Origin of the sequence: Pseudomonas sp. B21-059, assembly GCF_026016285.1 — a bacterium.
Classification (GTDB): Bacteria; Pseudomonadota; Gammaproteobacteria; order Pseudomonadales; family Pseudomonadaceae; genus Aquipseudomonas; species Aquipseudomonas danubii.
This window is the reverse complement of record NZ_CP087201.1, coordinates 5,297,621-5,312,807: the sequence shown is the minus strand read 5'-3', so window position 1 is coordinate 5,312,807 and position 15,187 is coordinate 5,297,621. Positions and strand designations below refer to the sequence as shown.

Sequence of the window (15,187 nt, the reverse complement as noted above, 5' to 3'; positions counted from 1 at the left end):
GTTCAGCGAAGCTCCCGGCGCCAAGGCCGGGGAGGTTTTTTCAGATCAGATGCAGATGGTTGTCCCAGAGCCCTGCGGGCAGATCCAGCGGCTTTGCCACAATCTGTGTCTGACGACAGTCGTAGAAGCGGCAACGGCCTTGTCCCGACGTCACCACGAAACCGTCGGCCACGGCGCCGACGCCGGCACAGTCTGGCAAGGGCGCATCGACCCGCACTGCGCCGCTGTCCAGGTCCCAGATGAAGAAGCGGTTGCCCCGGGGGGCGGTCAGGGCCACCAGGCGCAGGTCGCTGTGCACCGCGACGCTGGCGGTGTAGTGCCCCATGGCTTGCAGCTGCTGTTCGGGCACCGGGAAGGCCGCGAAGGGCTGGCCCGGACGCTTGATTGCCAGGAGTTCCGAGGGCTCATGGGCGGCGCCCATGAACTGCTGGCCGGTGACGATGGTGCCGTCGCTGGCGATGCCCATGTGGCGCACGCTGTTCATCTGCTGGGCCAGGGTTTCCTTGCTCAACAGGGTGCCGTCGCGCTGCATCAGCACCAGGCTGGGCTCCATGGCATCGAGGTTCATCTCCACCCGGCTCTCGGCTTCAGTGCGGATGCCGCCATTGGCTACCACCAGGGTTTCACCGTCGGGCATCCACGACACCTGGTGCGGGCCGATACCGTGGGTGGACAGCTCAGCGCTGTGCACCAGACGCTCGCCTTCGAAGCGATACACCCCGAGCAGGCCGCGGCCGGGGTCCCGGGTGTCGTTCTCGGTGGCGTACAACCACTGGCCATCCTTGTGGATCACCGCGTGACCGTAGAAGTGCCGGTCAGGTTGCGAGGTCACGGTCTGCAGCAGCGCGCCGTTGCGCAGGTCGATCAGGTAACTCTCGGTGCCCGGGCGCCGGGCCACGAACAGGGCGATCGGCAACTGCGGGTGATTGATGATGTCATGGCAACGCTGGCCGACCTGGGTGGCAAACACCTGTTTACCGTCCAGCTGATAACCGACGGCGTAATGCTTGCCGTCACCATCGTCCCTGGCCGAAAGCAGCAAGGGCTGTTTGCCCTTTTGCTTGAACAGCGTCCAGCCGCCCAAGGTCACCGCACTGAGCAGCAGGCTGCCCAGAACCAAAGCCTGACGTCGCAGCATCATCAGTCACCGTCGTTGGCGTTGAAGCCCAGTTGGATACCCAGCGCCTTGGCCAGTTCGCCTTCGTGCAGGCGGTGGACCACGTTGAGGCTGTCGTACAGATCATTTAGCTGCTGGCGCCCGGCGTCGTCACCGAGCATTTCGGTCAGCGAGCGCTGGGTGCTGGCGAAGAGTTTCAGCGAGGCGGCGTATGCAGCGTCGATCTTGTCGGCCAGGGGCTTCTGATCGGCTGGCAACAGGCCGCGCAGGCCCTTGTTGTCGACTCCGGCCCAGACCGTCTGAGCAGCGCTGAGGCTGGCCTCAAGGCCTTGCAGGGACGACTGGCTGCGCCAGGCGTCGGCCTGGAACGGCTGGGGAATGCCCTTGGTCTGGCGGCCCATCGGCGTGCCGAGCTTCTTCTTCAGGGTATCCAGGGCAGTGACCTGGACCCGCAGCAAATCAGCGATGGCTTCATGGGAGTCGGCGTAGCGCTGGTTGGGGAACTTGCTCATCTGCGCGAGCATGCCGTCGTTGGTATTCCAGCCCGCCAGGATTTCTTCCGCCAGTTGTTTCTGACGTTCACCGATGGCGGTCAACAGTGGGCAGTAGCGAGCTTTCTGTGCGCTGTCGGCCATGTCGATCTTGCTGTCGAACAGGATGTACTCGTAGGCCGACAGGCCTTGCACCACCACACTGGACTTGGCCAGGGCCGCGGCATCGATCTGCGCATTGGCGCTGACCAGTTGTTCGACCTGGCGGCCCACCAGGTTTTTCTTGTCCGGCCAGAACTGCACTTGCCAGGCGCGGTTGCCCTCGGCCAGCGGGCCGATCAGCAGCGGTTGTAGCTCGGCCCAGGCCTTTTGTGCGTGGAGGAAGTCGGCACGGGCGGTGTCCAGGCTTTCCTTGCCTTCGCAGAAGGCCAGGGCGCTGATGGCCAGCTGGCGGTCAGCGTCGACCCAACGGCTGTAGGTCGGTAGGATCACCTGCTTGGCGATAGCGGCCGAGGTCACGGCTTGTGGGTCCTGGGGCGAGCAGGCGCCCAGGGCGAGTGCGGCAAGGCTGGTGAACAGCAGTTTGGGGCGGAACATGTTCGGGCTCCCTTTATTGTGGAGAAAGCAGATAAGACGAATGTTTATAGCGAATTCAAAAAGGCCAGCAGCGCGGCACGCTGCTCGGCATTGAAGGCGAGAACCTGTTGCTTTGCGCCCTCGGCTTCGCCGCCATGCCACAGCACCGCCTCCATCAGGTTGCGGGCGCGGCCGTCATGCAGGAACTGGGTGTGGCCACTGACGGTTTCCGTCAGGCCGATGCCCCACAGGGGCGCAGTGCGCCAGTCGCGGCCACTGGCCTTGAACTCAGTGCGGTGGTCCGCCAGGCCCTCCCCCATGTCGTGCAGCAGCAGGTCGCTGTAGGGGCGTATCACCTGATTGGCCAATTCGGGTTCGGCGGCGTTGGCCGCAGTGGTGAAACTTGGGGTGTGGCAAGACTGGCAGCCGGCCTGGAAGAACAGGTTCTTGCCGGCCAGGACCTGGGGCGAATCGACATCGCGGCGCGCCGGTACCGCCAGGTTGCGAGTGTAGAACAGCACCAGGCGTAGGATGTTGTCGCTGACCTCCGGCTCACCGTCCGGACCATTGCCGTTGGGGGCCTGCTTGCAGGCGGTTTGCGCGTCGGTGCAGTCATCGAAGGGCCTCAGGCGGGTGGTCAGGCCCATATCACCAGAGAACGCGTGAACATTTTGTTGATTGAGGTTGGGTTGGCCGGCTTTCCAGCCAAAACGCCCGAGTACGGTCTTTTGCTGGGCGTCATCCCAGACCCAGTTGGGTCGTCCGGCAATGGCCTTATTGCCGGCAGCGGGCCCAGCGTTGGCCAGGATTGCCGCTTCGGGAATGGCCTCCAGCAACCCCAGGCCGATCATCGGCGGCGCCACTCGGGCGGAGAACTGCGTCTCGGGGTGCATTGGGCCGTAGCCCAGGTCAGTGATCTGCAGCCTGGGTTTGCGCAACTCCACCTGGGTGCCGTCCTTGAACCGTACGGGCAGCGGATCGTATTCGACCCGTACCCGGCCTTCGGGGGCGACTCCGGGAATCGCCATGTCTTGCAACTGGCCGCCATACACCGGTTCCGGCACCACGCCGACCTGCTCAATGACCTTGGCGTAGGCCGGGGTATCCGGAATCGACAGGCGCACCAGCATCGACACCGCGTTCAGCGCATCCGGCGCGGGCGGATGGCCGCGGCCGTCCTTGACGTGGCAGTTCTGGCAGGCATTGGTGTTGAACAGCGGGCCGAGGCCGTCACGGGCGGTGGTGGTGGAAGGGGCGATCACCCAGGGGCTGCGGAAAAAACTGTTGCCGACGCTGAAGTCCAGGCGTCGGGTCGGTGGCAGGTTGGCCGATGGCAGGGAGAATGCATTGCGATCGGCCTTGTTGACCGTGGTCGCGCCGCCGGCCCGGGCTTCCCCCGGTTCGGCCTGGGTAAAGCGCGGAGCGTCATCGCAGGCACTCAGGCTCAAGGCCATGAGTAGAGCGGACCAGCGAAGCAGCGACGGGGGCATCGGACATCCTGCAAGACGAGCAAAACAAGGGCGCAAAGTCTAACAGGGCCGCCTGGATTGAATAAGAGGAATTATCGTTTGGTTTGACCCAGGACAAGCTTGCCGGGAAGCGTCCAGGCGCCTGAAACGGAGCGCCACGGGCACAAAAAAGGCGACCCGCAGGTCGCCTTTTGGCTGAAGCCGCGCTGATCAGAACTCGTGATCGGCGTTGTCCGGGTTCAGGTCGCTGATGCCCAGTTTGCCCGCAGCCTGTTCGATCGAACCGGTCTGCTTGACCAGGGCGGCGATGGCGTCGCGCACGATCTGGTTGCCGGACTCGTTGCCCGCCGCGATCAGTTGGTCGTAGTGCTCACCCTTGTTGGCGTGGTCGACCATGACCTGGATCTTGGCTTCGGTGGCGGCCAGGTCGGCTTTTAGGGCGGCGTCGGCTGCCGGGTCGGCCTTGGCCACCAGGGACGACAGACTGGCGCCGGTCATCTTGCTGCCGTCGACACGGGTGTACTCGCCCAGATAGACGTTGCGGATGCCCTTGGCATCGTAGAAGTGCGAGTTGTGGGTGTTGTCGCTGAAGCAATCCTGCTCATCTTCAGGGGAGTTGGCTTCCAGGGATACCTTCATCCGCTCGCCCGCCAGTTCGCCCAGGGACAGGCTGCCCATGCCGAACAGCATCTTGCGCAGGCCGGTCTCGGCCGGTTCGGCTTCCAGGGTGGCGCGGTAGTTGTCGGCCACATCCGGCTTCCAGTTGCCGACCATTTCTTCCAGGTCGTTGACCAGCAGTTGGGTCACGGCCTTCAGGTAGGCGCGACGACGCTCGTTGTGGCCGCCGGTGGCACCGGCACCTTCCAGGTAGTCGGAAGCAGGGCGGGCGCCGGCGCCAGGGCCGGTGCCGTTCAGGTCCTGGCCCCAGAGCAGGAATTCGATGGCGTGGTAGCCGGTGGCGACGTTGGCCTCGGCACCGCCCAGCTCGTTCAGGCTGGCGAGGGTTTCCGGGGTGATGTCTTTCACGTCGACCTTGTCTTCGCCGACCTGGATCTGGGTGTTGGCGATGATGTTGGCGGTGGCGCCCGGGTTGCCCAGTGCGTGCTCGTAGCTCTTGTCGACGTAGTCGATCAGGCCTTCGTCCAGTGGCCAGGCGTTCACCTGACCTTCCCAGTCATCGATGATGGTGTTGCCGAAGCGGAACACTTCGCTCTGCAGATAAGGCACGCGAGCGGCAACCCAGGCAGCCTTGGCGGCTTTCAGGGTGTCGTCGTTGGGCTTGGCGAGGAAGGCATCGATGGCGGTTTGCAGGGTTTTCGCGGTGGATTCGGAGTCGCTGTAAACGGCGAATACCATGTCGGCGTAATGCGCGACTACAGCCTTGGCTGCGGCTTCGTCGACCTTGCCGGCAGCGTCAGTGGCTGGGGTGGCAGTGCTGGCGGCCGGGGTCGGCGCTTGAGCGGCAGCCTTGTCGTCTTTGCCTTCGCCGCAGCCGGCGAGGGAAATAGCGATGGCCAACAGACTGGCGGTAGCCAGAGGCATACGAATCATGGCGAACATCCTGCTTCGAGAGGGGGAGTGGACGGCGCTGGGGGGCGCGCAAAACTGCAACATAATGCGAAAGATTTGCATTATGTGTAAAGAGTCGCGCTTGTAAATATTTCTTATTCAGAAGGGGACTGCGCCAGGTCAAGCCGGCCAGTGCTCTGTTTAGGTCATAGGATCACCGCGTTGCTGCGCTGCGCCTGTTTCAGGTAGGCGCTCAACTCCCGCGCCGGCAGGGGTTTGCTGTAGTGATAGCCCTGACCTTCATGACAGCCTTCGGAGATGATGTAAGCCTCCTGTTCGGCCGTTTCCACGCCTTCGGCGATCACCTGCATGCCCAGGCTTTTACCCAGCTGGATGATGGCGCGCACGATGGTCGCATCGTCGTCGTCATCCAGCAGATCCTGGACGAAGCTCTTGTCGATCTTGATCTTGTCCAGGGGCAGGCTTTTCAGGTAGCTCAGGGACGAATAGCCGGTGCCGAAATCGTCGATGGCGATCAGCGCTCCGGAGCGTCGCAGGCTCAGCAGGTGCTGGGCGGCGGTGCTGATGTCTTCCATCAGGCCGGTTTCGGTGACTTCCAGTTCCAGGCTGCGCGGTGGCAGGCGGTAGATCTGCAGCAGGTTGTTGACCACCCGTGGCAGTTCGGCGTGGTGCAGTTGCACCGTGGATAGGTTGACCGCCATACGCAGGTCGCTGAAGCCCATGTCGTGCCATTCGCGCAGTTGGCGGCAGGCCTGATCCAGGACCCATTCGCCGATGGCGATGATGGTGCCGTTCTGCTCCGCCAGGGGAATGAACAGGTCCGGCGGCACCAGGCCGTGTTCCGGGTGTTGCCAGCGAATCAGCGCCTCGACGCCCACCACCCGGTGGTCGCGATAGCTGATCTGTGGCTGATAGACGAGGAAGAACTGCTCCCGGGTCAGGCCTTCACGCAGGTCCTTCTCCAACTCCCGGCGGCGGCGCATTTCGCTGTCGACGCTGGCGATATAGAACTGATAGCGATTGCGTGACCGGCTCTTGGCCAGGGTCATGGTCTGTTCGGCTTTTTGCAGGAGTTTTTCCGTGCTGTCGCCGTCTTCCGGGAACAGGGTGATGCCAATGGTGGCGCGCAGGCGGATTTCCTGATGATCGAGGGCGAAGGTGGCCTCCAGGTCGTCGAGGATGCTTTGTGCCAGTTCTGCGGCTTCATAGGGTTGTTCGATATCGGCCTGGACCAGGGCGAACTGATCGCCACCCAGGCGAGCCAGGGCTCCGAGGCGGCCACTGTGGCCGCGCAGGCGATCGGCCAGGGCCAGCAGCAGTTGGTCGCCGGTCTGGTAGCTGAACTGTTCGTTGATGCCCTTGAAGTCATCCAGGCCGACACACAGTACTGCCACCCGGCGTTGCAGGCGTCCGGCGTCCACCAGGATCTTGTCCAGTTGCTGCTGCAGTTGCTGACGGTTCGGCAGGCCGGTCAGGAAGTCGTACTGGGCCATGCGCAGCAGGCTGTTTTCCGCTTCGTGGCGCAAGTGGGTGTTGCGCTCGATGGAGGCCAGCAACTGGTTGGCGGTGATGATCCAGATTCCCAGTTCGTTTTTTTCGTGCCCCTTGAGCAGTGGCAACTGGTGTTCGCTGGGGCGGTCGGGATTGATGGTAGTCAGGTGCTCGATGATTCGCGACAGCGGTTTGGTCAGTAACCAGTGATAGACCAGGTACAGCACCAGGCCCATGGCCAGGGCGCGCAGGACGCCGGAGATGAAGATGATCACCGAGCTGATGATGAAGCCCTGGCCGTAGGTAGCGGTGTCGAGGGTGATGCTCAGGTCGCCGTAATACTCGCTGTAGGGGCCGCGGCCCACCAACTGGGTGGTGAAGGTGCGTTCCTGGCCAAGAATCAGATCAGTGAGCCAGCGACTGGAAGAATGCTGCAGCTCGCGGGATTTTTCCGCGAGCATGGTTTCATTGGGGTGGCCAATGGAGGCCATGCGCACCGCATCATCCTGGAACAGGCCTTCAATGACTTGCATGCCCATTTCCCGGTCCAGGCTGTAGACCGCCTGTGTCGATGGGTCGCGAAACATGTCGAGAATGCGCTGGGCGTCGTTAGCTACCGCCTGCCGAGTCTTGTAGGCATCGAAGACGATCTGGGCACAGCTCAGGACTACGCCCACTATGAGTGCCGACAGCAGCACAACCCGGAGCAACTTCACCGACAAGCTGTTTTTGAGTTCCAGCTTCAAAGGGCTATTCCTTGTTCCGTGCGCGTAGCGTCAAGTTGCCATGAGTATTGGCAATCCCGTGTTGGCCGTCAAAGTGACATTAAGGCCGAGAACAGGACGTCTGCGGGCCAGGCCCGGGTGATCAGATTCAGGATTGCTCTTGCTGTGGATAGTGTGTCGGTAGCGACGCCTTGCAACTTGAGGGGCGGCGTTGATTTTTACATCAGATGAATCTTAGCGTCTCGGCTGGGCGGGACAAGATGCCGGCTTTGTCAGAGGCAAAAAAAACCCGGCCAGGCCGGGTTTTTTGCACTGCAAACGGACTTAAGCGACGAAGTTCTTGCCTTCGAACTGCTCAGCCACGAATTTCCAGTTGACCAGGTTCCAGAACGCTTCGACGTATTTAGGACGAACGTTGCGGTAGTCGATGTAGTAGGCGTGTTCCCAGACGTCGCAGGTCAGCAGCGGGGTGTCGCCGCTGGTCAGCGGGTTGCCGGCGCCGATGGTGCTGGCCAGGGCCAGGGAACCGTCAGCCTTCTTCACCAGCCAGCCCCAGCCGGAACCGAAGGTGCCAACGGAAGTCTTGGTGAATTCTTCTTTGAACTTGTCGAACGAACCGAAGGCTGCGTTGATGGCCTCGGCCAGAGCGCCAGTAGGTTGGCCGCCGGCGTTTGGCGCCAGGCAGTTCCAGTAGAAAGTGTGGTTCCAGACCTGGGCTGCGTTGTTGAAGATGCCGCCCGAAGAGGTTTTGACGATCTCTTCCAGAGTCTTGCCTTCGAACTCGGTGCCTGGCACCAGGTTGTTCAGGTTCACGACATAGGTGTTGTGGTGCTTGTCGTGGTGGTATTCCAGGGTTTCCTTGGAAATGTGCGGCTGCAGGGCGTCGTGTGCATAGGGCAGCGGCGGCAATTCGAAAGCCATGATGATTCTCCTAATCAGGTCAGTTGCGGTGAGCGCAAGGCCGATCACGGGCGGCCAGACAAGCGCCGGGGAGTTTGTACTCTTTGCGGCGCAGGGTTCGGATCATAGCACCGGGGGTGCGGCTTAACCACGCAACAACTGTGTGGGATAGAGGTTCCAGAGCCTTTTGGAATAAGTCACGCAGCGCTGATCAGCTGGAACGCCACGCTGAACATCATCACCGCCACCAGCAGGTCGAGAATCCTCCAGGTACTGGGGCGAGCCAGCCACGGAGCCAGCCAGGCGGCGCCCAGGGCCAGGGTGAAGAACCACAGCAACGAGGCGCTGGCGGCCCCCACCACGTAAGCGCCGGGCTCGGTTTGTTGCGCCCCCAGTGAACCGATCAGCAACACCGTATCCAGGTAGACGTGGGGGTTGAGCAGGGTGACCGCCAGGGCACTGAGCATGACAGCCCGCAGCGAACGCACGGTCTGGCCTTCGCCCTGTTGCAGGCTTTGTTTCGAGCAGGCCCGGCGCAGGGCCTGGGCGCCGTACCAGATCAGGAACGCCGCGCCGCCCCAGCGCGCCACGGCCAGCAGCATCGGGCTCTGGGTCAGGACGGTGGCCAGGCCGAACACCCCGGCGGCCACCAACAGGGCATCGCAGGTCACGCACAGTGCCGCCACCGGCAAGTGGTGTTCACGGCGCAGGCTCTGAGCCAGGACGAAGGCGTTTTGCGTGCCGATGGCCATGATCAGGCCGGCGGCCACCAAGAGACCGTTTACATAGCTTTGCCACATGATTACTGCTCCTCGCCGGCGGCCAGTTTTTGCAGAACCTGCATGGCTCGCCGGGCATCCGCCTGACCGACAAACAGGTGATCGTGGTAGTAGCCGGCGATCACGTTGCAACTGATCCCAGCCTGGCCCAGGGCGCCAGCGAAGGCCGCTGTCAGGCCCACGGCTTCAAGGGCCGAATGCACGTTGAGGGTGATCCAGGCCGCCACGTAATCGAAGGCCAGGCCCAGGCGCTCGGCCTGTTTGCGCGGGAGGATAACCGTCAGTCCCTCGCGTTCGCGAAAGCTGCCCAGCACTTCGCAGTCCTGCAGCAGGCTGGGGTCAGTGAGAGAACAAAACACGTACTCGCCGTCGTTGAGCTGTGGGCTCATGCTGCGTAGCAGGGTAGCGAGGGAGGTTTCACCAGCCATGAACAAAATCCTTGAGCGAAGAAGCATTACAGAGGCTTTACGCTGGCTATTTTCTCGCTCCAGGCGGTATAAGAAAAACCAATAGTGCTGATCACTCATTAGGAAAACTGATGTTCGACTACAAGTTGCTCTCTGCCCTGGCCGCGGTGATCGAACAGGCAGGATTCGAACGGGCGGCCCAGGTGCTGGGATTGTCGCAGTCGGCAATTTCCCAGCGCATCAAGCTACTGGAGGCCCGGGTCGGGCAGCCGGTGCTGGTGCGGGTGACGCCACCTTCGCCCACGGAAATCGGGCGCCGCCTGCTCAACCATGTGCAGCAGGTACGCCTTCTAGAGCGGGACCTGCAAAGCCTGGTGCCGGCCCTGGACGAAGAAGGCTTGCCGGAACGCCTGCGCATCGCCCTCAACGCCGACAGCCTGGCCACCTGGTGGGCCGAAGCGGTGGCTGACTTTTGCGCCGAACATCACTTGCTTCTGGACCTGGTGGTGGAGGACCAGACGGTGGGCCTCAAGCGCATGCGCGCCGGCGAAGTGGCAGCGTGTGTCTGCGCCAGTGAGCGCCCGGTGGCCGGGGCCCGCAGTCTGCTGCTGGGTGCCATGCGTTACCGCGCCCTGGCCAGCCCGGCGTTCATCGCCCGGCATTTTCCCCAGGGCGTGCGCGCCGAGCAGTTGGCTCGGACCCCGGCGTTGGTGTTCGGCCCCGACGATTTCCTGCAGCATCGCTATTTGGCGTCCCTGGGGGTCGATGGCGGTTTCGAACATCATTTATGCCCGTCTTCCGAGGGCTTCATCCGTCTTGCCGAAGCCGGCCTGGGTTGGGGACTGGTGCCCGAACTGCAGGTTCGCGAGCAACTGCAGCGAGGCTTGCTGGTGGAGCTTTTGCCGGATAAACCCATCGATGTGCCGCTGTACTGGCATCATTGGCGCAACGGCGGACAATTGCTGGGCTTGTTGACCGAGCACCTGGCACGTTTATCTGCACAATGGCTGGTGCCTTGGGAGCAGCCATAAGCGTCAAGCGACAAGCTGCGAGTGCACAGCTTGCGCTTCGACTTTCAATGCGCGGCTTGTAGTTCGTAGCTCGTCACTGCTTTGTTTAGGAATATTCATGAAAATTCTGGTTACCGGCGCAAGCGGCTTCATCGGCGGGCGCTTTGCTCGTTTTGCCCTTGAGCAGGGCCTGGAGGTCCGGGTCAACGGCCGTCGCGCCGAAGCGGTGGATCATCTGGTGCGCCGTGGCGCCGAGTTCGTCCAGGGCGATTTGAACGATGCCGGCCTGGTGCGCGAACTCTGTCGCGATGTCGATACCGTGGTGCACTGCGCCGGTGCGGTGGGCTTGTGGGGGCGTTATCAGGATTTCCATCAGGGCAACGTGCTGGTCACTGAGAATGTGGTCGAAGCCTGCCTCAAGCAACGGGTCCAGCGCCTGGTGCACCTGTCCTCGCCGTCGATCTATTTCGATGGCCGAGATCACCTGGGGCTGACCGAAGAGCAAGTGCCCAAGCGTTTCAAGCACCCCTACGCAGCCACCAAGTACCTGGCCGAGCAGAAGGTTTTCGGTGCCCAGGAGTTCGGGCTGGAGGTCATTGCGTTGCGGCCGCGTTTTGTCACCGGTGCCGGCGACATGAGCATCTTCCCGCGGCTGTTGAAGATGCAGCGCAAAGGTCGCCTGGCCATCGTCGGCAACGGCCTGAACAAGGTCGACTTCACCAGTGTGCACAACCTCAACGAGGCCCTGTTCAGCAGCCTGCACGCCAGTGGTTCGGCCCTGGGCAAGGTCTACAACATCAGCAACGGCGCGCCGGTGCCGCTGTGGGACGTAGTCAACTACGTGATGCGCCAGATGCAGGTGCCGCAAGTCACCCGCTATCGCTCTTTTGGCCTGGCCTATAGCGTGGCGGCGCTCAACGAGGGGTTCTGCAAGCTCTGGCCCGGCCGTCCTGAACCGACCTTGTCGCGCCTGGGGATGCAGGTCATGAACAAGAACTTCACCCTGGATATCAGCCGGGCCCGGCATTACCTCGGCTATGAGCCCAAGGTCAGCTTGTGGGCCGCTCTGGATGAGTTCTGCAGTTGGTGGAAGGCTCAGGACATAAGCTGAAATCAAAGACTGAACCCGGTTTGCCCGGGCCGGTCCATTGGCCGGGTGAATTAGCGGTTTATACTCGCCGCATTCAGCCATCACCGCGGTTCACAAAGGTTGCCCCATGCGTAACGATGCACACGATGACTTCGATGACGTTCCAAGTCTGCGCGCCGATCCCCTCGATGACGATGTCTTTCCTACCACCAGCGCTGCCCGTGAGCGCACCACCGTGCATTCGCGCAGCGCTCCGGTGGCCAAGGCCAAGGGGCCCAGTACCGGTCCATTGTGGGCATTGGTGGGGGCGTTGTTCTTTGCCTTCATCGGTCTTGCCTGGTGGAGCTTCCAGCAGATTTCGCTGATGGAGCAGCAACTGGTGGCGACCCAGGAAAGCTTCGCCAGGATCAGTGAAGAGGCCGCCGGTCGTCTGCAGGACATCTCCGGCAAGGTAGTGGCCAGTCAGACCAATGTCACCACTGACAGCGAAGCCTTGAAGCTGCAGATCAAACAGTTGGAAAGCCGGCTGCAGGATCAGAGCCGACAACAGCAGGGCGTGGCCGGGCAGGCGACTGACCTGGACAAGCGCCTGGCGCAGATGACAGCCCAGACTGCCGAGCAGCAGGCGGCCAACGCCCAGTTGCAGGCCCAGGTGAAAGCCTTGAGCGCTGAACTGGCGAGCCTCAAAGGTGCCCAGGCGGACGCCGGCAAGCTCGATAGCCAGCTCAAGAGTCTGAGTGCCGACCTTGCCGCATTGAAGAAGCAGGGCAACCCGAGCGCTGCCATCGAGCGACTGGAGCAGGAGCTGGTGGTACTCAAGAGTGAGCAGGACAATCGTCCCGCTGCCCAGAACGGAGCCAGCACCGCCGAGTTCGATGCGTTCCGTGGCCAAGTCACCCGCAACATCAATACCCTGCAAAGCCAGATCCAGAACCTGCAGCAGCAGATCAATACCCGTCCTTGAGTGGTCAGGCCCTCCCCGCGCACGGCGTGGGGGCTGTTCGGCCAAAGTGTGCTGAATGTTCACCCATATTGCGCAGCCGTCTACGCTCTTCAAACGCCATCAGGAACGAGGAGCGAGCGATGAGGCTGTTGCATAAAAATACCTGGCTGGGATGGTTGTTATTGCTGTGCATGGGGTCGTTGCATGCGGCGGTACCGGCGGCCGATGACGGTGTGGCGGCCCGGGCGCTGCTGGAAAAAGCCCTGCGCTATTACCACGACCAGGGTGACAAGGCGTTTGCGGCCTTCAGCCGCCAGGGTGAGTTTGTCGATCGCGATCGTTATGTGTTCGTGGTGGACACCCGGGGCGTGATGCTGGCCAGTGGCGGTCCTTCGTCGGCACTGATTGGCCGAGATGTTTCCGAAGTCCTGGGACCGGATCTGCGCAAGGCGTTCAAGGACGCCCTGAAAATTCCCGAGGCCAATGGCATCCAGCAAGCCGAATACCGCTGGCAGAACTGGGCCGACGGCAAGATCGAACGCAAGCATGTGTACTTCCAGCGTATCGGCGAACGCATCCTGGCGGTGGGGTATTACCTGCCTCGGGCCTCGGCCGAGCAGGCCAAGGCGCTGCTGGATCGAGCGGCCACGGCCTTGGGCGGCGATCAGCCGGGTACGCTCAAAGCCATCAATGACTTGCGTGGCGGGTTTCTCGAAGACGATCTGTATGTGTTCGTGGTGGACCTCGACAGCCACCGCTATCTGGCCCATGGCACCAACCTGCGCCTGCTCAATACCGATTTTGGCAAGATCAAGGACCCAGAGGGCAAGCCGGTGGGGGAGCCGATCCTGGCGCTGATGGCAGGCCAGGATCAGGGGGAATACGAGTACCGCTGGAAGAACCCGGTGACGGGCAAGGTCGAGGACAAGCATGCCTACTTGCGCAAGGTCGGGAAGCTGCTGGTTGCCGTGGGTTACTACAGCCCCTGAGTCCTGAACGCTGGCCCCTGCCAGCATCAGGATCAATGCGCCTTGTCTTCACGGCCCCGTAGCAGGCGATTGGGCATGGCAATCGCCGCCGCCAGCCCCAGCAGGGAGACTGCGGCACTGACCAGCAGCAGATGTCGGAAGGTCAGCAGCAACTCGTTGCGCAATGCGTCGCGGGCGGGGCCAGGCGCGGCGTCCAGGCCTTGCAGCAAGGCATTGCCGGAGTGCCCCTCGTTCATCAGCCCTGTGCCACTCAGATGCGCCAGGCTGGAATCCTGCAACAAGGCCAACAGCAAGGCCGACATCAGCGCCACTCCCACCGCGCCGCCCAGGGCGCGAAACAGGTTGGTGGTGCTGGTGGCGACACCGATATCCCGTTGCTCCACCGAGTTCTGGGTGCCCACCAGGGAGGTAGGGAACTGCATGCCGCCGGCGATCCCGCAGAGCAACATGAACAGGCTGCTCAGCAGGACCTCCTGGGGCGGCACCAGGGCCATGCCGAGAATCGACACCGGCATCAATAGCGCGCCGCCCAGGATCATCGGCTTGTAGCGTCCGGTCACCGAGGTCAGGCGTCCGGCGCAATAGGCGCCCATGGGCAGGCCCATGGCCAAGGGCAGCAAGTGCAGGGCGGCACTGTCGGCCCCGGCCCCGGTGATGCTTTGGAAACGCAGGGGCATCAGCACGATCAGCGAGATGGCCTGGAAACTGGTGAAGAAAATCGTGCACCAGCACAGCAGCGCATTGCGGTTGGCAAACAGGTGCATCGGCAGCAGGGGTTCCCTAGCCCGGCGCTCATGCCAGACGAACAGAGCCAGGACGATGCAGCCGATGGCCAGCAGGTCGAGCACTTCGGCGCTGCGCCAGGAGTGGCCCTGGCCCACTTGGGTGATGCCCAGCAGCAGGGCGCTCAGGCCGATGATCAGCAACACAGTGCCGAGGTAGTCGATGATCGGCTTGCGCTGGGGCACCGGCAGCCCCACCAGGGTGCGGTGGGCCACCCACCAGGCACCCAGTCCCAGGGGCAGGTTGATCAGGAACACCCAGCGCCACGACAGAAACTCGGTCATATAGCCGCCCAGCACCGGGCCGGCGACACTGGCCACCGCGTACATGCTGCTGAAGTAGCCCTGATAGCGGCCGCGCTCCCTGGGCGGGACTATGTCGCCGATGATGGCCTGGCTCACCGAGATCATGCCGCCGGCGCCGATGCCCTGAAAGATCCGCGCCAGCACCAGTTGTTCCATGTTCTGGGCCAGGCCGCAGAACAGCGAGGCCAGGGTGAACAATCCCATGCCGAACAGCATCAGCCGACGCCGGCCATACAGATCACCGAGCTTGCCGTAGATCGGCACTGCCACGGTCATCGCCACCATGTAGCCGGAGATGACCCAGGCCAGCAGGCTGACATCCTTGAACTGAGCGGAAATGGCCGGCATGGAGACCGCGACGATGGTCTGGTCCAGAGCGCCGAGAAAGATCGCCAGCATCAGAGCGATCAGCACGCTGCGGATGGCCGGTTTGGGTGGGCCAGGCTGTTGGAGGTGAGTCACGAAAAAACCTGCGGGCAGTGATTGAACCGTAGCGGCAAGGCTGGCGGGAATGGGCGTCAGTGTACTCGATAGGGTGCTATCGGATAGCGCTACAAGGAAGAGCACGGCGTTTTTTCATGA

At 62.6% G+C, this 15,187-nt stretch carries 13 protein-coding genes; 4 read left to right on the top strand and 9 right to left on the bottom strand.

The annotated features are described in order from the left end of the window. Positions 1 to 40: 40 nt before the first annotated feature. From LOY69_RS23440 to LOY69_RS23405, 8 genes are all read right to left on the bottom strand, one after another. Positions 41 to 1,138, bottom strand: a complete 1,098-nt coding sequence (locus LOY69_RS23440; protein ID WP_102860995.1) for a DUF1513 domain-containing protein — start codon at positions 1,136 to 1,138, stop codon at positions 41 to 43. A 2-nt stretch (positions 1,139 to 1,140) separates the two neighbouring features. Further along, positions 1,141 to 2,205 carry an imelysin family protein gene (locus LOY69_RS23435; protein ID WP_102860502.1) on the bottom strand — a complete coding sequence of 355 codons (1,065 nt, stop codon included), beginning with the start codon at positions 2,203 to 2,205 and terminating at the stop codon, positions 1,141 to 1,143. Positions 2,206 to 2,249: 44 nt separating this feature from the next. Next, positions 2,250 to 3,674, bottom strand: coding sequence for a di-heme oxidoredictase family protein (locus tag LOY69_RS23430; protein WP_265073658.1), 1,425 nt, complete (start codon positions 3,672 to 3,674; stop codon positions 2,250 to 2,252). Positions 3,675 to 3,863: 189 nt separating this feature from the next. Next, positions 3,864 to 5,204, bottom strand: coding sequence for an imelysin family protein (locus LOY69_RS23425; protein WP_102880729.1), 1,341 nt, complete (start codon positions 5,202 to 5,204; stop codon positions 3,864 to 3,866). Between the two features lie 164 nt (positions 5,205 to 5,368). Next, positions 5,369 to 7,420 carry a putative bifunctional diguanylate cyclase/phosphodiesterase gene (locus LOY69_RS23420; protein WP_110594897.1) on the bottom strand — a complete coding sequence of 684 codons (2,052 nt, stop codon included), beginning with the start codon at positions 7,418 to 7,420 and terminating at the stop codon, positions 5,369 to 5,371. 303 nt (positions 7,421 to 7,723) lie between these two features. Beyond that, on the bottom strand, positions 7,724 to 8,320 hold the full coding sequence (locus LOY69_RS23415) for a superoxide dismutase (protein ID WP_011063080.1): 597 nt from the start codon (positions 8,318 to 8,320) through the stop codon (positions 7,724 to 7,726). Positions 8,321 to 8,496: 176 nt separating this feature from the next. Next, the gene (locus tag LOY69_RS23410) at positions 8,497 to 9,099 is read right to left on the bottom strand and encodes a LysE/ArgO family amino acid transporter (RefSeq protein ID WP_102880727.1); all 603 of its coding nucleotides are present in this window, start codon (positions 9,097 to 9,099) and stop codon (positions 8,497 to 8,499) included. Positions 9,100 to 9,101: 2 nt separating this feature from the next. Next, entirely contained in the window at positions 9,102 to 9,506 is a 405-nt protein-coding gene (locus tag LOY69_RS23405) for an ACT domain-containing protein (RefSeq protein WP_265073657.1), read from the bottom strand. Positions 9,507 to 9,616: 110 nt separating this feature from the next. Here LOY69_RS23405 and LOY69_RS23400 point away from each other — a divergent pair, with 110 nt between their 5' ends. The 4 genes from LOY69_RS23400 (at position 9,617) to LOY69_RS23385 (ending at position 13,517) form a co-directional block, all read left to right on the top strand. Further along, positions 9,617 to 10,516, top strand: a complete 900-nt coding sequence (locus LOY69_RS23400) for a LysR family transcriptional regulator ArgP (RefSeq protein ID WP_110594895.1) — start codon at positions 9,617 to 9,619, stop codon at positions 10,514 to 10,516. 97 nt (positions 10,517 to 10,613) lie between these two features. Next, on the top strand, positions 10,614 to 11,606 hold the full coding sequence (locus LOY69_RS23395; protein WP_110651384.1) for an NAD-dependent epimerase/dehydratase family protein: 993 nt from the start codon (positions 10,614 to 10,616) through the stop codon (positions 11,604 to 11,606). A 106-nt stretch (positions 11,607 to 11,712) separates the two neighbouring features. Next, positions 11,713 to 12,549, top strand: coding sequence for an ATPase (locus tag LOY69_RS23390; protein WP_265073656.1), 837 nt, complete (start codon positions 11,713 to 11,715; stop codon positions 12,547 to 12,549). Positions 12,550 to 12,668: 119 nt separating this feature from the next. Then, positions 12,669 to 13,517 (top strand): cache domain-containing protein, encoded by an 849-nt coding sequence (locus LOY69_RS23385; protein WP_265073655.1) that lies wholly within the window; start codon positions 12,669 to 12,671, stop codon positions 13,515 to 13,517. 32 nt (positions 13,518 to 13,549) lie between these two features. Here the strand turns inward: LOY69_RS23385 and LOY69_RS23380 are convergent, their stop codons facing one another. Continuing rightward, positions 13,550 to 15,067 (bottom strand): MDR family MFS transporter, encoded by a 1,518-nt coding sequence (locus tag LOY69_RS23380; RefSeq protein ID WP_102880722.1) that lies wholly within the window; start codon positions 15,065 to 15,067, stop codon positions 13,550 to 13,552. Between the last annotated feature and the right edge of the window lie 120 nt (positions 15,068 to 15,187).